Here is a 23412-nt window from a genome sequence, read left to right as displayed (position 1 = left end):
CTGGCTGCCGTTGATCCTTAGCCTGCTCTGTCTCGCCGGAATATCGATCTATAACGCTTACCAGACGAGAGAAATGCGGCTGGAGGAGCGCAAGGCCGACCTGATACACGCATCAGAGATCGCGCTGAGTGTCGTAGACGTCTGGCGACCAGGCGGCCGCTGGTGCAATGCCGTTAGCGGAAGCCCAAAAGCGGGCACTGGAACGTATCCGGAACATGCTGTACGGCGAGGACGGCTATTTCGTGATCGTCAACTCAGAGCCACGGGTCCTGATGCATCCGACGAACGCCGATTTGATTGGCAAGGGAGTCGATGACTACAAGGACCCGAACGGTGTCTACAGCTTCCGGGATATCGTTGCTGCCATCAAGCGTGACGGCAAGGCTTTTACCGCGTTCAGCGGCCCGAAGCCGGGGGCGACCGAGGCCTCGGCGAAAATCGCCTACAGCGTGACCTATCAGCCGTGGGACTGGATTCTTATGACGGGGCTTTATGTCGACGACCTGGACACGGCATTTCGCGCATCGCTTTATCAGAGCCTTGGGATTGTGGTGGTATTGGCAGTTGTTTTATCGGCTGTTGTGGTCCTCCTCAATCGCGGTATCCTCCGGTCACTGGGCGGCGAGCCATCCTATGCCGCCGAAATTGCCAATCAGATCGCCTGTAACGATCTGACTGCCGTGGTGAAGACGGCACCGGATGACCACTCGAGTTTGTTGTTTTCAATGAAGCGCATGCAGGAACAGCTCACGCAAGCGATCGGCGCGATCAAGACATCGGCCGACTCGATTGCCACAGCCAGCCACCAGATTGCGCCGGGCAACCAGGACCTGTCGCAACGCACAGAAGAGCAGGCCGCTTCGCTCGAGGAAACCGCGTCCAGCATGGAGGAGCTGACGTCGGCTGTCACGCAGAACGCTGACAATGCTTCTCAAGCCAACCAGCTCGCCGCGCAGGCCGCTCAGGTGGCTGAGCAGGGCGGTGTCGTCGTGGCACGCGTGGTGGAAACCATGGAAGGCATCAATGCCAGCTCAGACAAGATTGCCACCATCGTCGGCATCATTGAAAGTATTGCCTTCCAGACTAACATTCTCGCGCTGAACGCGGCCGTCGAAGCTGCGCGCGCGGGCGAGCAGGGGCGGGGTTTTGCCGTCGTGGCCTCGGAAGTGCGATCGCTAGCGCAGCGTTCCTCTGCGGCGTCCAAGGAAATCAAGGAATTGATCCACGATTCCGTGGAACGGGTGCAGGCAGGTGCCGGCCATGTACGGGATGCAGGTGCGAAGATGCGCGCGATCACTCACGAGATCCAGCGCGTGACAGACATCATGAGTGAAATCATCGCCGCCTCACAGGAACAGAGCAAGGGCATCGGCCAGGTCAACCGGGCCGTTACGCAGATGGACGAAGTCACGCAGCAGAACGCGGCCCTGGTCGAACAGGCTGCCGCGGCCGCCGGTGCGCTTGAGTCTCAAACGAACGACTTGAAAGCCGCCGTTTCGATCTTCAGACTGGAGATCCAAAGCGACGCAAGCACCACGGAGAGGGGGGCGCACACTCGCTTGGCGGCTTAGGAGGGTTCCTGAGCGCCGCCCGTTCCAGACGCGATGTGTCCCGCACCGCGGCCCAAGTCGAGGCGACGATGGGCCGTCGATCAGAGCTCACAAGGCATTCGCATCAGCATGACTCTGCAAGAAAGAGCACAGTTCGTTGTTCGTAACCGTGAATGATTGACCGCACGAATAGCGGATAGGCAGCGCTCACTATTGAGCGCATCGTATCGATCAGAACGAGGGCCCGTGAAATGTTAGTCGATGCTTCTTCCTTACATATCGATCGGGGTAGTGCAGGGAGCAAGACCGGCATCCTGCTGATCAATCTCGGGACGCCAGATTCACCGACACCCCGGCATGTAGGCCGTTATCTCAAAGAGTTTCTATCGGATCCGCGAGTAGTCGAGCTTCCGCAATGGATCTGGCAACCCGTTCTTCGCGGTGCGGTGGTGCCATTGCGGAGCCGGGCCTCAGCCCGGAAATACGAATCGGTCTGGCTGCCCGAGGGTTCTCCGCTGAGAGTCTTTACCGAACGCCAGGCCGCCGCCTTGGCGGAGTGGTTTTCGCTGCGAGACGTTGACGTTACTGTTGGGTTCGCCATGCGTTACGGGAACCCGAGCATCGAAGACGAGATCCAGAAATTCACTGCGATGGGAGTGTCGCAGATTCTGATTCTGCCCATGTACCCGCAGTATGCTGCGGCAACAACTGCTACGGCACTCGACAAGGTTGCCGGTACGCTCGCAGCAATGAGGAACCCCGCCTGAGGTCAGGATGGTGAACGGATTTCACCTCGAGTCTGGATATATCGAAGCGATGGTACGCACGATACAGCTCTACTGGAAAAGTGCAGGTCGTCCCAATTTCGAGGGCGGCGATCAATTGATATTGAGCTTCCACGGACTTCCTGTGTCGGTAGTCGAAAGAGGCGACCCATACTATGCCCAATGTCAGGCAACGGGAAAGCGTCTCGCAACTTCGCTGGGCCTCGGTCCGTTGAACTATCGGATTACCTTTCAATCGGAATTTGGCCGGCAAGCGTGGATAAGCCCACATACAGCAGAAGTCCTCGACCAGCTCGGTGCCATGAACACACACAGAGTGGACGTGTTCTGTCCGGGATTTACCGCTGACTGCGTCGAGACGATCGAGGAGATCGGCATGGAGGGACGCGATCTATTCCTCAACGCCGGAGGCAAGGTGTTTCATCGCATCGAATGTTTGAACGATTCAGAGCCATTCATTTCCGCAGTCGCGACGCTGGCGTTGGATAACCTCCGTGGGTGGCTGTTGGAAAACGCTTATGCCGATATTTGAAGGGTTCGCTCAACCTTGATACTGCAGGAAGACAACCTTAAGCTTGTCGCCTATCTTCGTGCTTTGCACGAGGTCTGCAGCGAAAACACAGACGTAGCGACCACGAGTATGATCGAGGATTGGATCGATCAGGTCGAGCAACGTTTATGGTTTCTGCTCGAAACAGCACGCGAGCCTCGCTAGCGCTGACACGGCGATGCAGGCATCATCGTTGTGTCGGTGCATAGTCAGACGATCGTCAACCAGATCGGAGATTGACACGTTGAGATGTCCTGATCCCGACTGACTTCCCCCATCGCCTTTGGCATGCACGGCCCGCAACGACCATGAGCAAACCGTGGAATCTCGATGACATCCCGCCCCAAACGGGCCGGCGCGTTGTCATCACTGGTGCAAACAGTGGCATCGGTTATCAGACCGCCGCAATCCTGGCTCGGCGTGGCGCCGAGGTCGTGCTCGCGTGCCGCGATGAGCGGCGCGGCGCAGAAGCGCTCGCTTGTCTGCGGGGAGAGGTGCCAGGAGCCCAGGCGGAGCTTGCGCCGCTCGATCTTGCCTGCCTCGCATCCGTGCGCGCCTTTGCAGACCGCGAGAAGGCGTCACGTAGGCCGATAGATCTGCTCGTCAACAATGCGGGCGTGATGGCGCCACCTCGGCGGCTAGAAACCGCAGACGGCCTGGAACTGCAATTCGGCACCAACGTACTTGGGCATTTCGTGCTGACCAAACTGCTCCTTCCGGCGCTCCAAACCACGGCGGCCAACTCGAGGGAACGACCGCGCGTGGTGACAATTGCTTCGATCGCACACAAGCAGGGCCGGCTCGACTTCGACGACCTTCAGGCAACGCGAAGCTACCGACCCATGGTCGCCTATAGACAGTCGAAGCTCGCCAACCTCATGTTCGCGTTAGAACTCAACCGGCGTCTTCGCGCTGCCGGATCGCACGTCATGTCGGTTGCCGCTCATCCCGGCGTTGCGAACACGAATCTGTTTCGCAGCGGCAGCCATTCCTCCGCTGGCCACGCCGCGCGCGCCGCGCTCGGCGCTTTTATCGGCGCCGTCCTGAATAGCGACGTCGCCGGCGCGCTGCCGACGCTCTATGCCGCGACGGCGTCTGATGTAGTCGACGGTGGCTACTATGGCCCGCTTGGCCTCTTCGAGGCACGGGGCGAACGGGTGGTGCCGGCAAAGATCGCCGCTCAGGCGAAAGACGAAGACGATGCACGGCGGCTCTGGCAGGCGTGCGAGACGTTGGCTGCTGCCTTGACTGCCGCATAGGACTGTCTCTTCAATTCTGGCGGCGCATCGAGCGAACGATTCGAGCAAATGGCGCCCTCGATCTTATATCGCCGGCAAAAGCAGCCTGCACTCGGAAACTGGGTGCAGTATGGCCGAACGCTGATAATTTAATTCGGTTAGCTAATCGAAAGCGTGCGGTCGTTTCAGATTGCGCCCCTGGTCGGTGGTGCGCTCGGGCGAAAGATGACAAATTTGTAACCTGCCCGACATATTTCGGTTGGTAGCGAAGTCGCAGAATGCCTTGGGCGTTCGCGATCGATGGGTGTCGCACGGACCCGAAAGGGCGGCACAGCGGACATCCGAACCGTTTATCCACTGAGTAAGGATTAGCATCATGAAATCGTTCTTTAAACTCGCTTTAATCTCGGGTGTACTGAGCATTCCGGTCTTTGCCTTTGGGCAAACGCCATCTGCACAAGCGGACAGCGCTCCCATTACGCGCAGCGAGGTCAGTGCCGATCTCGTTCGCCTCCAGCAAGCGGGCTATCGTCCACTCCGGAATCAGTACCCTGCGGACATTCAGGCAGCGGAGGCGAAAGTCGCGACATCGAATGACTCTGGCGGCGTCGCCGCCGGCACGAGCGTGAGCGGCGCACCTGATGAAGCGAGTGTCGGATCAACGACGGAGCAAATGCTTTACCGCCATCATTGAGGTGAATGGCCGCGAGTCGGCACGGCTTGCGCAGCCTCGATGTTCGTGAATCAAATTCTCCGCGAAACAAGAATTGGATTGGACGAACATCGTCGCCGTTGTTCTTGAGGAGTGTATAGAAGCAGCGTGGCGAAAACGTGGCCGGTAACTGACGCGCGAATGGCGAGAGGATGGCATTGGCTATGCCGGACCACGACGCGTTACGCGAAGGGCGCGTATTTACGCGCAGCGCGGCGCACAGATGTCAATTTCGTAATCGTGCCGTTATCGTGCGGCCATCCAGTGTGAATAATAATTCCGACACGGCGCGCGGCGTTTCGTCGCGCACGTGTATCGACATGACGCCTGGCTTGTTAGCTTCGAAAGCTTTCCAGGATCGTGTTCCATTCACACTTTTGAGGCAGTGATGTACACGGACAGCATCGATCAATTCGCTCGCGTCGGCGCACGAAAGGTGTCGGCGATCGCGCGGACACCACTAGCATTTCTGATTGGCTCGGCGATGGCGGGTGCCTACATCGGGTTCGGCGACATTCTGATGTTTTCAGTTGGGTCGCATGTCGACCCTGCCTATGTCCACTTGATCATGGGTGCGGTGTTCGCCAGCGCACTGACGATTGTTGTATTCGCGGGCTCGGACCTCTTCACCGGCACCGCGATGTATATGCCGCTGGCCGTATTGCGCGGGGAAAGCGGCGTTGGCGGCATGGTGACGGTTTGGGCGATTTGCTGGATCGGCAATCTGATTGGGGCAGTGACACTTGCGGCGATTCTGCACGCGGCAGGCGGCGGCGTTTTGCTGACCGACGGATCCGGCGCTTTCTACAAGGTGGTCCTCGCGAAGATGTCGGCCTCGGGCGAGCAATTGTTCGCAAGGGGGCTGCTGTGCAACTGGCTTGTTTGCCTTGCAATCTGGATGGCTGCCCGCACCGAAAATGACGCCGCGAAACTGGGCCTGATCTTCTGGCCGATATTCGCGTTTGTTGCGAGCGGATTCGAGCACAGCGTTGCCAACATGTTCGTGTTCTCGCTTGCACTGATGGCTGACCATCCGGCCGATATCACCTTTGCCGGCGCAGTGCACAATGAAGTGTTCGTCACGCTGGGCAACCTGGCCGGCGGTGCGGTTTTCATGGGCCTTGGCTATTGGCTTCAGGATGATGGCGCGCGCCAGCCGTCGAAAGTTTCCGCATCGTCAACCGGCGTACACGTCGGGAAGAGCTGATCGGCGGCCCGAAGTGCTCCCCGACTTTCATACGCGGCGTTACGTCTGAAAGATATTCGGAAGCAGGATGAGGCCATCATGGCTTCGCTATGTGTTCGCGTACTGCGCGTACGTTTCCGGGCGGAAAGCAGGTACCCGAGCGGTGTCTTCTGGTGCATGGACGCGGAAGCTGAAATAATCGCCTGGGGGCTCGTACTGCTGTAAGGACGCCCAGCGCCGACGCAAAAAGCGCGCTCCGTTGGCATACCTCCAAATCTCATCGGGGCGCTGCGGCGCTTGCGCAGACACCTCGATTCACAGAGCAAGGACCCACACCATGTCTTATTCTGCTTTGACCAAGGGAGCCGTCGCCGTCGTCACGGGTGGCGCGGCGGGCATAGGCCTCGCGGCGGCAAAGCAGTTTGCCGCACTTGGCCTTCGCGTTTGCATCGCGGACCGCGGCGCCGATCGAATTGCACGTGCCGTGGAAGAAGTCGCCGGGCTGAGCGCGCATGGCGCGCAGGACGTGTTTGGACTCGAAACGGACGTGAGTCTCCTCGACGACGTGCGCCGTCTTCACGCGGCCGTTACCGAACGATTCGGTGGCACTGACGTGCTGATGAACAACGCCGGCATTCAACCGGGCAGTGGCATGTTCGGTCCCGCCGAAGCCTGGACCCGCGTGCTGGGCGTCAACCTATGGGGCGCCATTCACGGCACGCAGGTTTTTGTGCCCGACATGATCAAGCGCGGCCGGCCGGGGCTCGTCATCAATACCGGCTCGAAGCAAGGCATCACGACGCCGCCCGGCGACCCGGCGTACAACGTCTCGAAGGCCGGGCTGAAGGCTTTCACCGAAGCGTTGCAGCACGAACTCCGCAATACCCCCGGGTGCAAGATCAGCGCGCATTTGCTTATTCCTGGCTTCGTGTTTACCGAGCTGACTCGCAACGGCCGAACGGAAAAACCTGCCGCGGCGTGGACACCCGAGCAAACGGTCGACTTCTTGCTTGAGCGGCTCGAAGCCGGCGACTTCTATATTTTGTGCCCGGACAACGACGTGCCGCGCTCTCTCGACGAGCGCCGCATGCTATGGGCCGTCGGGGATATCGTCGAAAACCGGCCAGCCTTGTCGCGCTGGCATCCGGACTATGCGGCGGCGTTCGAAGCCTTTATCAAACTGCCGCGCTAAAGGCGCGCTGAATACCACGAGGCGAAGCGCTATGTGGCAGCCCAGTCAAACCTATCCGGACCCCGCGGTCGAGGTGCTCGACCCGCGTTTCAGAAAGTACCGAATCACGAACGCCGCGGTCGAGCGACTCGCCACTGGCATGCGTTGGGGCGAAGGGCCCGTATGGTTCGGCGACGGGCGCTACCTGTTGTGGAGCGATATTCCAAATAACCGCATCCTGCGATGGGACGATGAAACCGGCGCTGTGTCGGTATTTCGCAAGCCCTCCGGATACGCCAATGGCAATACGCGTGATCGACAGGGGCGACTTGTCACGTGCGAACATGGTGAGCGGCGGGTAACGCGCACCGAGTACGACGGGTCGATAACGGTGCTCGCCGACCGCTTCGAAGGCAAGCGGCTGAATTCGCCCAACGACGTGGTGGTCAAGAGCGATGACAGCATCTGGTTCACCGACCCGGACTTCGGCATCACGACGAACTACGAAGGCAGGAAGGCGGAGCGCGAATTGCCGACGCATGTCTATCGCCTCGATGCGGCCACCGGGCGCTGCGAGATCGTCGCCGACGACATCGTCAATCCCAATGGATTATGTTTCTCGCCCGACGAACAACGGCTCTATATCGTCGAATCGGGCTCGAAGCCGCGGCGCATCCGTGTCTACGAGGTCGTCGACGGGAAGCATTTGAGAAACGGCCAGGTCTTCGTCGATGCGGGCGAGAACGGCGCGCCAGACGGCTTTCGTTGCGATGTCGATGGCAATCTTTGGGCAGGCTGGGGCACCGGAGCCGGGCTCAATGGGGTCATGATATTTGCGCCCGACGGCGACGCCATCGGCCGTATTGCACTTCCCGAACGATGCGCCAATCTCTGCTTCGGCGGGGCGGCGCACAACCGGCTGTTCATGGCGGCGGGCCAATCGCTCTACGCGCTATATGTCGATGCAGCGCCGGCGGTAGTGCGCTAGCCGCCGCTGGCGACGCGGGCGGATCATTCGCAAGATCGGAGAAAATTCGCAATGCGAATCAATCTGCGGAAAGATTGAAAATCTCCCGCAGATCGTGCATGGCGCGGTTCGCGCCGCTTGCCTGTCAATGGCCCAAGTGCTTGTCGAAGAACTGGGTGATTTCAGCGAACGCCGCTCTTGCCTCCGGCACACGGTCATCCATTTGATATTGAGCGTGTGACATTCCATCAAAAACCTCGAGCTGCGCTTCGACACCGGACTGCTGGAGCTTCTGGTGCACGCGGACGGTGTTGCTGAGCAGCAGGTCCCGAGTCCCCGTAGTCAGGATGGCTGGTGGAAATCCATGCATGTCGCCATATACCGGGGAGAGGAGCGGGTCCTTCAGGTCATGGCCGTGCGCGTACACGTCCGCCGCGGCCTGGCAGAATCCGTTGCGCGACACCAGCACGTTGTCCACTTTCTCATTCGTGTAGAACGAATCGCCAACCTTCGTGAGGTCCGACATCGGCGTGCCTGGGGCTATCGCGCCAGGCAGTGGGAGCCCGTCGTGTTTTATCCGCAGCATCAGTTCGAGCACCAGCGCGCCTCCGGCCGACGTTCCGAAAACGCCCACGTTTCTCGAGTCGTGCGTGCTCAATACCGATTTGTAGACCGTTTCGACGTCGTCGAGCGCCGCCGGAAAATACGCCTCGGGCGGCATGCGGTAGTCCACCGAAATCACCCGGTAATGTCCGAGGCCGGCCATGATCATGGCTTCGGTCGTACCGGATTCTCCCGGGTACAACTCATAACACCCGCCATGAATGTGGATGAGCACCTTGTCGCGATGTTCGGGCGGGATGTCGTCGGGCGTCACGATATATGCCCGCACGCCGCCGATCGTCGTCGGCTGCACCGTTACGCCGAGGCGCTCCTGCATGGCCGGGATGTTTTTCAGGACCGCGGCGGCCTGGATGTTCGCGGCTTTTCGCCACTCGTCGCCTGTTGTCCACTGGGCGTTCCAGTTGGGGTTGTAGGGCGCTGCGATGAGCTTTTGCAGCTCGGGGCTGACATCGTCCGGTACGGGCACGGTTTTCGCGGGGACCTGCCGCGGTGTGAGCGCAACGCTGTCGGCGTGCGCGACGCCTGAAACAGCAGCAAACGCGGCGCACGCCAGCAAAATAAATTTCGTGAGCTTCATTCTGTATTGCCGTGAGATGACGTCATGGGAAATGTGCCCGCCGATGGCGACGCGTCGGTCTGCGCAAGGGCATCAGCCGACCATCCACCACCGACAGCGTGGATCAACTGCACGTTCGCGCTCAACTGTTGGGTCTGAATATCGAGCAGGGCGCGCTGTGCGTCGAGCGCCATGGTCTGAGCCGTCACCACGTCGAGATAGCCGATGGCGCCGTGCCGATATTGCGTCAGCGCCAGGTCCACCGCATGTTGTGCGGCCTGCGCCGCGTCGCGTTGCTGGCCCAGCGCAGTGCCGAGATCCGACAGCAGCGACAGGTTGTCTTCGACCTGCTGGAAGGCGGACAAGACGATACCCCGATAGATCGCGCCCGACGCGTCCATTGCGGCCTTTGCGGCATCGAGTTGCCCGCGTCGCAAGCCGCCGTCGAACACGTATTGGACAAGCTGCGGACCCACCGTCCAGAAGAGATTAGGTGCACTGAAGAGGCCCGCATAGGCGGCGCTTTGCAGGCCGGCCTGCGCACTCAGCGTAATCGATGGAAAGTACGCGGCGCGCGCGACGCCGATTTTCTCGTTCGCCTCGGCCACGCGTCGCTCCGCAGCGGCGATGTCCGGCCGCCGTTGCAACAACGCGGAAGGCACGCCGACCGGGATCGAGGGCAACGAAAGCGACGCGGTTTCTTCAGGCAGTGTGAACTCGGATGCCGACGCCCCGACCAGCACCGCAATCGCGTGTTCGAGCAGCGCGCGTTGCGCCAGGTTTTGCGACAGCATCGATTGCGTGGACGACAACTGTGCCTGCGCTCGCGATACGTCGAGACCCGGGACGATCCCGCCTCCATGGAGCGTTTGGGTCAGCTGGAGCGCCTTCGCATAAGCTACCACCGTCTCTTGCAGGAGCTGCGTCTGTTGATCGAGGCCGCGCAGCTTGACGTAGCTGTCGGCAAGCTCGACTTCGAGGCTCAGTTGCACAGACGCGAGATCGTCCTTCGTTGCCTGTGCCTCGTCCTTGCCCGCTTTCACCGAGTCGCGCACGCGGCCCCAAAGGTCGAGGTCGTAGTCCACCTCGCCGCCAAGTGTCACCGAGTTGTAGTAGTCCGGGCCGCCGACGCGTAGCGGCCGCGTGGCCGATTGCCGGTTGCGTTGCGGAATCGCGACCGCTGTGACACTAGGGAAAAGACCGGAGCTGACCTGCTCGACGAACGCCTGGGCTTGCTGATAGTGCGCGAACGCAACGCGCAGATCCGTGTTGTTCGCGATGAGCCGCGCCTCGAGGTCGTCAAGCTGCGTATCGCCGTACATCTTCCACCACCCGTCGCGGCTCAACTGGTCGGACGGCTTCGCATCGACCCACGGCCCCATCGTCCGGTATTGCGAAGCGACCGGCGAGGGCGGCACCTTGTAGTCCGGCGTGAGCGAGCAGCCGGCAACGAGCGCCGCACCGGCGAACAAGGCAGGCAACGCCCATGGCAAGCGGCGCGCACGCGGCTGGATTGCAGTCTTAGCCATGGACGCTTACCTTGTTACCGCCGGTCGCGACTTCGACGGAGTCGCCATTGACGAGCCCATCGGGTGGCATATCGATCACACGGTCGTTCGGCTTGAGACCCGAACCGATCTCCACGGCGTCGCCCAGATCGCGCGCAATCGTTACGTCCTTGAAGCGCACATGGCCGCCTGGGTCGAGCGTGGCAACGCGCAGCCCGTGACTGTCGAACACCAGTGCGCTGGCCGGCACACGCAGTGCGTTCGCTTCGACGGGCAACCTGAACTGCAGGCTCGCGAACCCGCCAGGCAGCAGCTTGCCTTCGTTGTTGTCGACGAGCAGTTGCACAAGCGTCGAGCCCGAATTCGCGTTGACCGCATCGGCCGATGCAATCACCTTCGCAGTGAATGGCTGGTCCGGGTAGGCAGGCACGGTAAGCGTGGCGGTCGTTCCCTCATGGATCAATGGCACGTAGTTCTGCGGCACCTGCACATAAACACGCAACTGCTTGACGTCTGACACGGCGAACAGTTCCTGCCCCGCGCCTGCGCTGCCCGCGTTGATCAGTGCGCCGACGTCGGTGTCACGCGCGGTGACGACGCCATCGAACGGCGCAACGATGCGGGCGAAGCCTTTCATCGCGACAAGGCGGTCGACGTTGGCCTGCGCGGCGGCGACGATCGCTTTCTTGGCGGCGTAGTCGCCCGTGCGCTGGTCGACGTCCTGCTGGGCGACCGCGTCCGTGCCAAGCATTGCCTGCCAGCGTTGCGCCGTCGTCTGCGCCAGTGCCACATTGGCCTTGGCAGTGTCGAGATCGGCCCTGGCCTGTGCGAGTTGCTGGTCAAGCTCTGGCGTTTCGATTTCGGCGAGCGTTTGACCGGCCTTGACGTGCGCGCCGATATCGACATTCCACGCCTTTAGATAGCCGCTCACGCGCGCGAAGATCGGCGCGCGCGAGTAAGCCTGCAGTTCGGAAGGCAACGTGAGCACGGGCCCGCTTCCCTCGCGTGCAGGCGCGATCACGCTCACGGTCGGCACGGCCTGTGCATCGGTCCAGGTCCTCAGCTTGCGCGCATCCGCGGCGCGCAGCACAAGGCCCGATGCGACGGCGACCACGACAATCGCGACGCCCGTGAGGGTCGCAACCGCGAGCCGCCGGGGGGCTCGCCTGCGTGCGACGCCGGGCTCGGAAGCGGACTCGCGGGCGGATTCAATCGGTTCAGACGACATGAGCGGTACCTTCCGAGGCAAACGAGTCGGGAGTAGCCGCGCGCCCGCGGCGCGCGTGGACAATGCAGAAAACGACGGGCACGAAAAAGAGCGACGCTGTCGTTGCGAAAAGCAGGCCGCCGATCACCGCGCGGCCGAGTGGCGCGTTCTGTTCGCCGCCCTCTCCGAGCGCGAGCGCCATTGGCGCCATGCCGATGATCATTGACAGCGCGGTCATGAGCACCGGCCGAAAGCGCGTAAATCCAGCCTCGAGTGCGGCCTTGAGCGGGTCGCCGTGCGCGGCGAGCCGTTCGCGGCAAAAGCTCACGACGAGAATCGAGTTCGCGGTCGCGACACCCATGCACATGATTGCGCCCGTCAACGCAGGCACCGATAGCGTGGTATGCGTGAGGAACAACATCCATACGATGCCGGCGAGCGCTGCCGGCAATGCCGACACGATGACGAACGGATCGGCCCACGACTGAAAGTTCACGACGATCAGCAGATAGATCAGCGCCACAGCACCTATCAGGCCAAACAGCATACCGGTGAAGGCACTGTTCATTGTTTGCACCTGGCCGAGCAAAGCGACGGACGAGCCTTTCGGCAGCGACTTCGCATGGCTTGCGACGACCTTCTGGATATCGGATGCAACCGCGCCGAGATCACGGTCCTGCGTAGTCGCGAAGATTTCGACCATCGGCTGGATGTTGTACTGGCTCACAATCGAGTTGCTGCTCGTACGGTCGAACGTGGCGAGGCCGCCGAGAATCTGTGGGCCGCTCAACGTAGAGGTCGAAGACGTGATCGGCAGATTCTGCAACGACGACAGCGTATCGAGACTGTACTGGGGCGTCTGCATCACGATCGGGTACGAGACACCGTTTGCGTTATTGAGCCAGAACGTCGGCGCGACCTGGCTCGAACCCGCCAGATTCACAACCATGCTGTTCGTCACGTCTCGCTCAGTGATGCCGAGCAGTTGCGCGCGCGTGCGGTCGACATCGATGTTGAATGTCGGGCTGGCTCGCGACTGCTCGATGCGCGCGTCAACAACGCCCGGCACCCGGCGAATGTCTCGCAGCAGCAGGTTCGTGTAGTCGAAGTTGCCCGCGAGATTGTTGCCGCGCACTTGCAGGTCGATGGGAGCGGGTGATCCAAAATTCAGGATCTGGCTGATGATGTCCGCTGGGGGGAACGAGAACGTCACGCCGGGAAACTCGCGGGGCAGCTGTTCGCGCATTTCGCGTACGTATTCAGCGGTTGGCCTGTGTCCTTCGTTCAGCTCGATCTGGATGTCACCGTCCTGGGAACCGATGATGCCCGTGTTGTTGTACGCGGTGTTGATGCCGCTTACCGGCAAGCCAATGTTATCGACCACGGTGCCAAGCTCCGCAGGCGGCACGATCCGGCGCACGGCGCCCTCGACGCCCGCAATGATCTCCGATGTCTTTTCGACGCGCTCGCCGATGGGCGCACGAACGTGCAGCAGGATCTGGCCTGCGTCCACGGCGGGAAAGAAGTTGCGGCCAAGCAATGGCACGAGTGCGAATGAAAGCAGCACGAAACCGAGGAAACAGCCGACGAAGGTCCTGCGATTTGCAAGCGCCAGTTCTAGCAACCCGCGATAGCCCGAGCGCACGTTTTCAAAACGCGCCTCGAAACCCTTCTGAAAACGCGCCAGCGGGCCGGGCCGCCGGACGTCATGCTCACCGTGCGCATCGATGTGGGGGCGCAGCAGGAAGTTCGCCATCGTCGGGACCAGCGTGCGCGACAGGATGAACGAGGACACCATCGCGAAGATCACTGCCTCTGCCATGGGTACAAAGAGAAAGCGCGCCACGCCGTTCAGGAAAAACATGGGGACGAACACGATGCAGATGCAAAGCAACGAGACAAATGCAGGCGTGACGATTTGCGCGGCGCCATCGAGAATCGCGGTCTCGACAGGCTTGCCGTGTTCGAGGTGCCAGTTGATGTTCTCGATCGTCACGGTCGCGTCGTCGACAAGAATGCCGACAGCGAGCGCCAGACCGCCTAGTGTCATGATGTTCAGCGTTTCGCCGAGTGCCGAGAGCGACGCGATGGAGCCGAGAATCGAAAGCGGGATCGATGTCGCGATGATGATCGTCGAACGCCAGCTGCCAAGAAATAGCAGGATCATCAGGCTGGTCAGCACCGCAGCGATCACCGCTTCGCGCGCTACGCCGCCGATTGCTGCACGCACAAACAGCGACTGGTCGCCAATGGCGGCGACCTGAAGATTGTCCGGCAATGCGGCCCGCGCATTGGCGAGATGCTGCCTGATTCCTGCGATGATCCCGAGCGTCGAGACGGAGCCGTTCTTCAGGACCGTCATCAGCACGGAGCGGCGACCGTTCACGTGCACGATATTGGTCTGCGGCGGGCTGCCGTCGGTTACGTTGGCAACGTCGCGAATATAGACTGTCGTACCGTTCACGGCCTTCACCGGCAGGTCGCCGAGCTCGCGTATTGCAGCGGGTGCATCGTTGAGTTGCAGCGTGTACTCGTGATCACCCATTTTTGCGGTGCCGACAGGCGTGATCAGGTTTTGCATCGCCAGTGCGTTGGCGACATCCTGTGCGGAGAGGCCGCGAGCCTGTAGTTTCGCCGGATCGACGTCGATCTGGACCTGGCGCGTCTTGCCGCCGAACGGATAGGGGATCGCCGCGCCCGCAACCGTTACGAGTTGCGGGCGCAACTGGTTAAGTCCGAGGTCGCCGAGGTTCTGTTCGCTGAGCCCTTTTCCCGACAGCGCGAGTTGGATGATCGGCACTGTCGAAGCGTTGTAGTTGAGGATCAGCGGCGGCGTCGTGCCCGCCGGCAATTGCCGCAACTGCGTCTGTGCGACTGCGGTGACCTGCGCATTCGCGGTGGCGATGTTCACGCCGGGCTGAAAGAAGATCTTGATAATGCCGAATCCAGCTACCGATTCGGCTTCGATATGTTCGACGTCGTTGACGGTGGTCGTAATCGTCCGCTCGAAGGGCGACGTGATTCGGCCGGCCATCTGATCCGGTGGCAGCCCTGTGTATTGCCACACGACGCTGATGACGGGAATGCGGATATCGGGAAAGATGTCGGTTGGCGTTTTCATCGCGGACAGCGGTCCGACGACGAAAATGATGATTGCCAGCACGACAAAGGTGTATGGACGCCGCAGCGCGATACGTACCAGGCCGAGCATGTGGATTTTCCTGCAAAACACAGTGACTGGGAAAAGCGGGCGTCGTTCGTTCGAACTATTCGCGGCAAACGTCGCACGTGGCTTCGATAGCGTTCGTCAACGCGCTGGGAGCGGCACGCCTTCTTTGCGGCCGCTGCATGATCCTTTAGCTCATGGGAGCCGTCAGCGAAGACGCATTGTGGTGCGTGTGTCCTTCGTGACTGATGCGCGTGCAAACGTACAAAGCCGGAATGTACACAAAGGATCAACTTCTCGCTGGCGGCATTTTGTAAGGATGACGCACTAAACAGGTGACTGCACAAGTTGATCGTGTACGGTCAGCGTGCATGGACTTCGTGGTTTTTATTGAGAAAACAGTGGCTTACCGAAGCGGTAAAAGAGGGTGCGGACAAAGGTCGCATTGCACCTTGAATTGAGAGAGGGTTTTGTTACGAGTTATTAACGGCCTATCAGATCATCGAATTTTACGTTCAAGAACAGTTACTCGTGGTTGATTTAGTTTCCTTGTGGAAACCATGATTCTGTCTGGTACCTTCTGTTCGTTTCCAGGCTGCTTGAATTGCGGCTGGATTGGCAGAAATCGACGTATTCCATTTGTTGATGGCAAGCGCCGCGCGATCGACAATGGCTGCACCAGGCAATGTGTAGAGAACACCCGGACGGCCGGGTTGCCTCCGTGACGCTGTGGGCGATGTGGTCACCCAATTTAAACGGAAGTTAAAAATGCCTTTGTACGATTACCAATGCGAAGCGTGCGGCGTTTTTGAGACTATACGCAAGCTTGCTGAACGTGACGAACCCCTACCTTGCGCCACGTGCGGCGTGCTGGCGGACCGGGTACAGACGTCGGCATCGCTTCTGCTGACGTCAAACGGAAACGCTCCTGATGCTCTTGTCGCGGCCGGATCATACGGCATGAGACATTGGGGTGGATGCCGATGTTGTCTTTGACGCCGCGCTAATCCATTCCCGCCTGAAGGTCATCGCAGACGCTCACGCCGGTCCTGGCGATTTGTTTCCTCCCGGTAAGTATGGCTCCATCTAGTACGTGCTGGTGCGTCCCGCGAGAAGCTGAAACAATCCGCTTGACGGCGGCGAAGGACGTTATCGCGTCGAGAGGCACATTCAATTGGAAGACGCAGCACGTGCCTGATTTAATGCGCGAACCCGGCTATTTATTTGCAGGCTATGGCAAAGACGAATCACAGAATTTCGCGCAACGTGCGCTCGGCTCAAGCGCAGCATTCGAAGGCGCGCCTGTTGCCGCTTCCCCGGGCCGCGTCCAGTTCCACGGCATTGCGTGCTCACATTGCGCTGGATCTTCTGCGGCGCGGCAAGGGGAGTGCATCGTGCATTCGCTTGCTTGCCGACGTCATGTGTCTTGTCGCGTACATGGTCGAACTGGGCTATTGCATCACGAGCCAGGAGCAAATAGACGATGCCGATGGCTCGGTCGCGCGTTCATTCGATTGGGCCGAGCGGACCGGAGAATGGTGCCTCGACGAACGCGGAGTGGCGGCGTTCGCACCGTTCGTGACGGCTTACGACAAGTTGCTGCAGTACGTTCCGGTTGGCGCGCTGGCAACAGCTTATGACGCACTGGATCGCATACGCGCGAGGGCAGTCGTGGTCAAAAATGCCGGTGAGGTTGCGGCGCGCGCGGTGATGTAGGAGTGCGCGTCTTAGCGGCCGCGCGCAACGTGCTTTGCAGTCGTGACGCTGTTGGCCGGCTTCTGCGGCAATATGCCTGTCGCTTGCTCCGAGCGAAAGCGCGCGCGGTAGTCCGCAGGGTTGATCTGCAGGCGTCGCGCGAACACACGCCGCAACGCATCGGTGCTGTCGAAGCCGCAGCGTTTCGCAATCTCGCGCAAGGACAAATCCGTGCCTTCCAGGTAGCGCCGTGCTGCGTCGATGCGCGCATTGGCGAGAAACATCATGGGCGTGACGCCGCATTCCTTGCTGAAGGTTCGAGCGAGATTGCGCGCGCTCATGTGCACGCGCTCGGCGAGCGAAGCGACCGTGTGGTCGATCTGCAGGTTGTCGAGAATGTATTGCTGTAGTGACGTGGATTGCGAGTGCGGCGCCGCCTGCGATTCCAGCAGCGGGCTGAACTGGGACTGGCCACCGGCTCGCCGCAGGTACACGATGAGATACTTCGCGACATCCAGCGCCATCGCGCGTCCGTAGTCTTCCTCGATCAATGCGAGCGCAAGGTCGATCCCCGCTGTCACACCTGCCGTCGTGTAGATTCCGCCGTCCTTCACATAGATATGATCGGGCTCGATGCGCGATTTCGGAAAGGTCGCGGCGAGCCTGGGCACGTCCATCCAATGCGTGGTGACCACGCGGTTGTCGAGCAGCCCCGCGGTGCCCAGAGCGAAAAGGCCGTTGCAAATGGCGCAGACACGACGAGCACGCCGGTAATGCGCGTGCAGCCATTCGCTGAGCGCCGGGTCGTCGAAGATCTCGAAGATCCCCAGGCCACCGGGCACGATTACGGTGTCGAAGTCAGGGCAGGCGTCGAAAATCGTGCGCTCCGGCACGATCGTCATGCCGCTCGACGACTGGATCGCACCGCGCGTCGTGCCGACAGTGAGGATCTCGTACTCGCATTCTCCCTGGCTCAGGACCCGGACCTCGGCGAATGCGTCGCGCGGCCCCGCGATATCGAGCAACTGGAATCCCGGGAATACCACCATGCCGACCTTGATGCGGTTCATTGCGCTCACTCGCAGACAGTGGGAGGAAGGCCGCCGGTCGGCCGCGGACCAGGCCGTGCCAGGCGGCTTCGGATCATGCCGGCGAGGCCCCTTGCTCGTAGTCTTTCAGTTTATATAGCATCGCCGAGGCGAGCCAGCCAATCGTAAAGATTGCGACGATCCCGTAGCCGAGCAGCCCGAAATTGCCGTTGATGGCATCGACGAAACGCCAGAACGGACCGGAGAGATCGAGCATTTGCGCGGCGAGTCCCAATGCCTCGATGCCCCCGATCAGCGCGGCGACGAGCGTCGATAGCAGCGTGATCGTCAGGTTGTAGTACAACTTGCGCAAAGGCTTGATGAAGGCCCACCCGTACGCGCCGAGCATGAGGATGCCATCGGTCGTGTCGACGGTAAGCATGCCCGCTGCGAAAAGGCACGGAAAAGCGAGGATCGTCCAGAGCGAGAAGCCGGCCGAAGCCTGCGAGGCCGAGGTGCCAAGCAGCGCCACCTCAGTGGCGGTTTCGAAGCCCAGGCCGAAGAGAACGCCGAGCGGAAGCATCAGCCAGCTCGAACGCACAAGCCCAAAGAGCGGGCGGAACATACGCGCGAGCAGATTGCCCGCAAGGGGGGCAACGCTGTCGTTGTGCGCGTCGCCGATCCCGCCGCGGCGCGCCTTGCGAAAGGCCCGCACGAGATCGATCAGCAGCACGACGTTGAGCATTGCGATCGCGAGAAGGAAAACCGCGGACACGAGTGTGCCGATCGTCGCGCCGGTTGCGCGTAGCGCTTCGAAATGGTGCGCAAGCGACTGGGTTGCAAGCGCGACGACAAGCGCGCCCACCACGACCGTGAGCGAATGGCCGAGCGCGAAATAGAAGCCGACCGTCACGGGCCGCTTGCCGTCGTTCATCAGCTTGCGGGTCACGTTATCGATCGCGGCGATATGGTCGGCGTCCATTGCGTGGCGCAGGCCGAAGCTGTACGCGAGAAACGCCGTGCCGAGCAGCATGGGCGACGTGCGCAGGACGATGAGCGCCCAGCTCCACGCGAGGATGTTGACGAGCGCCAGTGTGGCGTACATGGCGACGATGCGCGAGCGGTTCGACGCGTTGGGATGCCGCGGTTCGGTGGCGAGGCTCATGGGTGTCTCCTTCGTGAGATTACTGTTCGATCAGCGCGGATTGGCTCACAGGGCGTGGCGCGAGTGCGCGCGCCAACTCCGCCGGGTCGAGCGTGCCGCTCGCCTCGATCACCTTCAGGAGCGCTTCGAAAAAGCGCTCGTAATAGTCCCAGCGCGGCTGGTGCGCGCATTCGAGTGCTTCCCAGCGGCCGATCGCTTCGATCAGGCACTGGCGAAAGTCCTCCCACTCGAAGCAACCGACCTTCGCCAGCGAAAGCGCAAGGCCAAACACGTCGCGCTCCCAGCGGTTCGTGAACAGCAGCTTGCCTTCGATGCGTGGCGGCGAGTCGGCGTGACCGAGCATCGACGCCGCAGCGTATTCCTCGAATCGAGTGAACATCGCCTGCTCCTACGCCTGCGGCGCGGCAACCAGCGCCACACCCATCATCGACTCGGGCGTGACGAGTGCGGCTAGCGCTTCCTCGCTCATGCCCTCCGTGTCCGCCGGGCGCTCGGGCACGACGAACCAGCGGATCTGCGCGCTGCTGTCCCATACCTTCACGGCCTTCGTTTCGGGCACCGCCACGCCGAATTCGCTCAGCACGGCGCGTGGCTCGCGCACGCCGCGCGCGCGAAACACCGGGTCCTTGTACCAGTAGGGGGGCAGGCCGAGCACCGGCCACGGGTAGCACGAGCACAGCGTGCAGATGATGAGGTTGTGCACATCGGCGCTGTTGGCCACAGCCGCCATGTGCTCGCCCTCCGCGCCCGTCATCCCGACGGGCAGATCGAGTTCGGCGATCGCGGCGGGCGTGTCTTCGAGCAGACGCGCCTTGTAGGCCGGATCGACCCATGCGCGCGCAACGATCCTGGCGCCGTTGAAGGGACCTGCCACGGTTTCGAAATGGCGCAGCACCGTATCGACCGATTCGCTGCCAATAATGCCCTTTTCGATTAGCAGCGCTTCGAGTGCGCGCACCTTCGCGGCGCTCGACGACTCACGGTCGTCAGAAAAAGCAAAAATATCGCTCATGTTTCTCTCCTTGGTCAGTTGTGCGCGGAATCAGGCAACCGCTGCCACGTAGGCTTCAAACAGGTCGGCGTAAATCGTCGTGTTGGCCTCGCTCTTGCCTGCGCCCCAGATGTCCGCCGCCGCGAAGGCAATGCGATAGACCGGCATGGGCTCGCCGATGCCGTCCACGCCGGTCGAAACGAAATACGCATAACTGTCCGGATAGGCGAGATCGACCGTGCCCGTCTTGTTGCGCAGGTAACCCGGCAGCCGCGTGTGATCGACGGCTTCGGGGTCGGCAACGCGCACGCGCTGTCCCGCCTTGAAGCGTGCTGCCTGCCGGCTCGGGTGCCGGGGCGAATCGCCTTGTTGAAGGTAGGCGTCGATCTGCGCGTCGAGCGGCGTATTGGGCCGGTGGGGCAGTGGCGAGTCAGGCTGGCTGCGGTAGAGCGCGGTCTTCTCGGCCAGCTCCTGTGCAGTGAGGTAGCCCGCGTCGATGAAAAACTGGGAAATGCCGCCAAGCCACTTCTCGTAGTAGCGGAACTTGAAGTATTCGAACGGTTGCATGCCCTCTGCGCCCGTGCGCAGCGACGCCCACGTCCAGTCGCTTCGAAAGGTCGTTGGCAGCGTCTTGATGGCATAACCAGGCAGCGCGCTTTCGAGGTGCGCGCTCTCGGCCATCATGGCGGTGTGGATGCCGAAGATGCGCTGTTCCCACGGCTGGGCGAACACGCGCGTGTCCAGATTGACGGGACCCAGGTTCTCGAGTCCGCCAAGGTGATGTTGGAGTTTCATTTGGAGTCCATATCGTTGAAAATGGATCGGGCCACTACGGGGTAAGGGAGACTCAGCGCATTGGCACAGGCGCTGCGCCTTCCGCTACTGAGGCGACACAGCCCAGAAGGCCGGCGCGCAACGCCTGCACATCCAGGCCGCGGCCAATGACGACGAAACGGCTTTCGCGCAACGCGTCGCGCGCCCAGGCTTTGCCAAAGTGCGTGTCCATCAGCATGTGGACACTGTGGAAATGCAGACGACGCGTTTCGCCGTCGAGGTTCAATACGCCCTTCATGCGCAGCAAGGATAAGCCTTGCGACTGCACAAGCTGGGTCGCCCAACGGTTGAAGCGCAGCGGGTCGAGTGCGCCGGGAATCACGAAACCGAAAGACTCGATACTCGTGTCGTGCTCGTGTTCATGCTCGCCGTCGTCGAGGATGTCCGGCTCGATAGTGAGCAGATGGTCGACTGAGAAGGTCTTCGTTGAGAGGAGCGCGGGAACGTCGATACGGGCGCGCGTCGTCAGCTCGTGCGTCGCGGCCGGATTGAGCTGACGCAGCGTTGCTTGCAGCGCCTCTACCTGTGCGGGCGTGGCCGTATCGGCTTTGTTCACAACAATGCGGTCGGCAAAGACGATCTGCTCGCGCGCGATGTCATCGCGAAGCTGTGCTTGCGCATGACACGCGTCGACGACCACCACCACGGACTCCAGTTCGACGCGCTCGCGCACGTCTGGGTCGGCGAGAAACGTCTGCAACACGGGCGCCGGATCTGCGAGCCCCGAGGTCTCGACGATCAGCCGCTCCAGCCCGTCGCCGAAGCGGTCAAGGAGCGCGAGCACACTCGTCACGAGGTCAGCGCGTACGGTGCAGCACACGCAGCCGTTGCTGATCTCCACGATGGCTTCTTCTTCGGCGACGATCATCTCCCCGTCGATACCCACTTCGCCAAACTCGTTCACGACGATGCCGAATGGCATAGGCCGCGTGGCGTCGAGCACATGATTGACGAGGGTAGTCTTGCCGGCGCCGAGAAAGCCGGTGATCACAGTCGTTGGAACCTTCCTGATCCGCATGGAAATCTCCGTGTCGGGTTGCTGATATATCAAGAAAATAGCGAAGTTACCGTGGCCTGAGAGGCTCGCGTCCTGTTCGGTCGCGACGATGGCACGCTTCGCAAGTGTGGCTGGCCGGATTACGCCGAAAGGTCCGCGACGGCCATGCCCACGCCGTTTCGATCGCGAACCGCCGCTCAGTTCGCACCCATCACGCGCCTTGTGGTGAGCGCGTTCCCGGCGATTTCCGACACATAGCCGAAGACGGCGCCGGTCACGAGTGCGGCGGCCGCGACGAGCGCGGGGTTCGTGAACCCAGGCGTCGTGATCGGGCGGCCTGAAGCGACGGTGGTGCCGACGGTCGAGGCGAATCCCCAGACGATGGCGGGCAGCACGTCGAGCAGCTTGATCTTCGAAGCCTGCACCATCGCCGCGCTGCCAACGCCGACGCACACGGCAATGGCGAGCGCCGTCTGGCTCGTGCCGTGGATGGTGAGCAAGGTGAGGGAACTGATGACGAGGCCGACGAGGTTCGACGCGATGCTCTTGATGAAACCCGCCGAACCGCCGCCGAGCACGAAGAACGACGCCCACGCGATGAACGTGACCCAGACCGGCATGGGAAGCAGGGTGCCGGTCAACCAGGTATCGACCACGGCGAGGAAGCCGATACTCAGTGTGTATGCCTCGGATTGCTTCATTGCTCTCTCCTTGAACGAGTTGACGAAGGGCTCTTGATCGCCACGCGAGCAACCTGTTAGCGATGTTTAGGCCGGCTCAAAGGCTATGTCCGGATTCATGCCGCAATGGTCCGGTACCGCCGTGAGCCGTGTCCGTCAATGCCGAGGTCGACTGCAGCGGACAACCGCCGCCGCATGCCGATAGTGATCAACCATTCGAGAGGTGAGAGCCGGCCGCGCCGCCTTGGTGCACACGTTCACTTCTCCGGTGCGAAGTGAATCGTGCGGCAGCGGGAGCCAGCGTCGGAAGCAGGCATCAAGGTGGCTTAGCTTCCAAAGAAAATGTTGCAATAGCTGGACGGCCCGACGCACGACGAGGACGTGCCGTTGTGCGAAGGCATATGTGAGCCAGAGTCGGACATGCCGCTCATCGTCGTGCCGCCCATGGCTTCGTTTGCCAGGGACTGAGGGTCCTGCGCCGCGATTTTGGCCTCGGCCGCCTGAATGTCCACAGGATAGGTCGCATCATTGCCGATCGAAGGGTTGTAGCCGGCCTGCTCGACGCGGACGAGATCCGCGCGCACTTCGGCCCTCGTGAGCCCCTGCGCAGAAGCGGCGGACGCAACCCCCCCAAATGTCAGTGCAAGCACCGGAAGTGCTATTGCAACGCGTACATTCATTTCGAACTCCTAAATCAAAAATTACATTTGCTGAAAAGCGAAAGAGCGGATTCCTTCATGCTTCTCATGCGAGCAAACAGTCTGGGGGGAGCAATATTCCAGCTTGAATCGCATTTGGTCCG

20 protein-coding genes and 1 pseudogene are annotated in these 23412 nt (G+C 61.2%); 9 read left to right on the top strand and 12 right to left on the bottom strand.

Going from position 1 to position 23412, the window contains the following annotated elements:
• Window positions 1-167 precede the first annotated feature (167 nt).
• From U5A57_RS08885 to U5A57_RS08855, 7 genes and pseudogenes are all read left to right on the top strand, one after another.
• A complete protein-coding gene (locus tag U5A57_RS08885; protein WP_415774594.1) occupies window positions 168-1571 on the top strand; it encodes a methyl-accepting chemotaxis protein in 1404 nt (467 codons plus the stop codon).
• A gap of 230 nt (window positions 1572-1801) precedes the next feature.
• Window positions 1802-2867, top strand: a pseudogene (hemH, locus tag U5A57_RS08880) (ferrochelatase).
• Between the two features lie 326 nt (window positions 2868-3193).
• Complete coding sequence (locus U5A57_RS08875; protein ID WP_321909992.1) at window positions 3194-4144, top strand: oxidoreductase; 951 nt, start codon at window positions 3194-3196, stop codon at window positions 4142-4144.
• Window positions 4145-4499: 355 nt separating this feature from the next.
• Complete coding sequence (locus U5A57_RS08870) at window positions 4500-4817, top strand: DUF4148 domain-containing protein (RefSeq protein ID WP_321909990.1); 318 nt, start codon at window positions 4500-4502, stop codon at window positions 4815-4817.
• A gap of 406 nt (window positions 4818-5223) precedes the next feature.
• Complete coding sequence (locus U5A57_RS08865; protein WP_321909988.1) at window positions 5224-6042, top strand: formate/nitrite transporter family protein; 819 nt, start codon at window positions 5224-5226, stop codon at window positions 6040-6042.
• A gap of 316 nt (window positions 6043-6358) precedes the next feature.
• A complete protein-coding gene (locus U5A57_RS08860) occupies window positions 6359-7213 on the top strand; it encodes an SDR family NAD(P)-dependent oxidoreductase (protein ID WP_321909986.1) in 855 nt (284 codons plus the stop codon).
• 31 nt (window positions 7214-7244) lie between these two features.
• Complete coding sequence (locus tag U5A57_RS08855) at window positions 7245-8180, top strand: SMP-30/gluconolactonase/LRE family protein (RefSeq protein WP_321910409.1); 936 nt, start codon at window positions 7245-7247, stop codon at window positions 8178-8180.
• Between the two features lie 124 nt (window positions 8181-8304).
• Here U5A57_RS08855 and U5A57_RS08850 read toward each other — a convergent pair whose 3' ends face one another.
• From U5A57_RS08850 to U5A57_RS08835, 4 genes are read right to left on the bottom strand one after another with little or no spacing between them, the layout of a single operon-like run.
• A complete protein-coding gene (locus U5A57_RS08850) occupies window positions 8305-9360 on the bottom strand; it encodes an alpha/beta hydrolase (protein ID WP_321909984.1) in 1056 nt (351 codons plus the stop codon).
• Entirely contained in the window at window positions 9357-10868 is a 1512-nt protein-coding gene (locus tag U5A57_RS08845; RefSeq protein WP_321909983.1) for an efflux transporter outer membrane subunit, read from the bottom strand. The genes U5A57_RS08850 and U5A57_RS08845 overlap by 4 nt, the downstream gene beginning before the upstream one ends.
• Window positions 10861-12075 carry an efflux RND transporter periplasmic adaptor subunit gene (locus tag U5A57_RS08840; protein WP_321909981.1) on the bottom strand — a complete coding sequence of 405 codons (1215 nt, stop codon included), beginning with the start codon at window positions 12073-12075 and terminating at the stop codon, window positions 10861-10863. Before U5A57_RS08840 ends, U5A57_RS08845 begins: the two co-directional genes overlap by 8 nt.
• Window positions 12065-15265, bottom strand: a complete 3201-nt coding sequence (locus U5A57_RS08835) for an efflux RND transporter permease subunit (protein WP_321909979.1) — start codon at window positions 15263-15265, stop codon at window positions 12065-12067. Before U5A57_RS08835 ends, U5A57_RS08840 begins: the two co-directional genes overlap by 11 nt.
• A 723-nt stretch (window positions 15266-15988) precedes the next feature.
• On the opposite strand from U5A57_RS08835, the gene U5A57_RS08830 reads away from it, so the two are divergent.
• Both U5A57_RS08830 and U5A57_RS08825 read left to right on the top strand, forming a co-directional pair.
• Window positions 15989-16216 (top strand): FmdB family zinc ribbon protein, encoded by a 228-nt coding sequence (locus tag U5A57_RS08830; RefSeq protein WP_321909977.1) that lies wholly within the window; start codon window positions 15989-15991, stop codon window positions 16214-16216.
• Between the two features lie 441 nt (window positions 16217-16657).
• Window positions 16658-16936 carry a hypothetical protein gene (locus tag U5A57_RS08825; RefSeq protein WP_321909976.1) on the top strand — a complete coding sequence of 93 codons (279 nt, stop codon included), beginning with the start codon at window positions 16658-16660 and terminating at the stop codon, window positions 16934-16936.
• An 11-nt stretch (window positions 16937-16947) separates the two neighbouring features.
• On the opposite strand, the gene U5A57_RS08820 is transcribed toward U5A57_RS08825, so the two are convergent.
• The 8 genes from U5A57_RS08820 to U5A57_RS08785 form a co-directional block, all read right to left on the bottom strand.
• A complete protein-coding gene (locus U5A57_RS08820; RefSeq protein ID WP_321909975.1) occupies window positions 16948-17985 on the bottom strand; it encodes a GlxA family transcriptional regulator in 1038 nt (345 codons plus the stop codon).
• A 73-nt stretch (window positions 17986-18058) separates the two neighbouring features.
• A complete protein-coding gene (locus tag U5A57_RS08815; RefSeq protein ID WP_321909973.1) occupies window positions 18059-19108 on the bottom strand; it encodes a HoxN/HupN/NixA family nickel/cobalt transporter in 1050 nt (349 codons plus the stop codon).
• A 19-nt stretch (window positions 19109-19127) separates the two neighbouring features.
• A complete protein-coding gene (locus tag U5A57_RS08810) occupies window positions 19128-19487 on the bottom strand; it encodes a nitrile hydratase accessory protein (RefSeq protein WP_321909972.1) in 360 nt (119 codons plus the stop codon).
• A 9-nt stretch (window positions 19488-19496) separates the two neighbouring features.
• Window positions 19497-20120: a nitrile hydratase subunit alpha gene (gene nthA / locus U5A57_RS08805; RefSeq protein ID WP_321909970.1), complete on the bottom strand. Its 624-nt coding sequence runs from the start codon at window positions 20118-20120 to the stop codon at window positions 19497-19499.
• Between the two features lie 30 nt (window positions 20121-20150).
• Window positions 20151-20894 (bottom strand): nitrile hydratase subunit beta, encoded by a 744-nt coding sequence (nthB, locus tag U5A57_RS08800; protein ID WP_321909969.1) that lies wholly within the window; start codon window positions 20892-20894, stop codon window positions 20151-20153.
• A 52-nt stretch (window positions 20895-20946) separates the two neighbouring features.
• Window positions 20947-21951 carry a GTP-binding protein gene (locus U5A57_RS08795; protein WP_321909967.1) on the bottom strand — a complete coding sequence of 335 codons (1005 nt, stop codon included), beginning with the start codon at window positions 21949-21951 and terminating at the stop codon, window positions 20947-20949.
• 176 nt (window positions 21952-22127) lie between these two features.
• The gene (locus U5A57_RS08790; RefSeq protein ID WP_321909966.1) at window positions 22128-22631 is read right to left on the bottom strand and encodes a DUF1097 domain-containing protein; all 504 of its coding nucleotides are present in this window, start codon (window positions 22629-22631) and stop codon (window positions 22128-22130) included.
• Between the two features lie 305 nt (window positions 22632-22936).
• Window positions 22937-23290: a DUF4148 domain-containing protein gene (locus tag U5A57_RS08785; RefSeq protein ID WP_321909965.1), complete on the bottom strand. Its 354-nt coding sequence runs from the start codon at window positions 23288-23290 to the stop codon at window positions 22937-22939.
• Window positions 23291-23412: the final 122 nt, after the last annotated feature.

Origin of the sequence: Paraburkholderia sp. J11-2, from assembly GCF_905220185.1 — a bacterium.
Taxonomy (GTDB): domain Bacteria; phylum Pseudomonadota; class Gammaproteobacteria; order Burkholderiales; family Burkholderiaceae; genus Paraburkholderia.
This window is presented reverse-complemented; position numbering and strand designations above follow the sequence as displayed.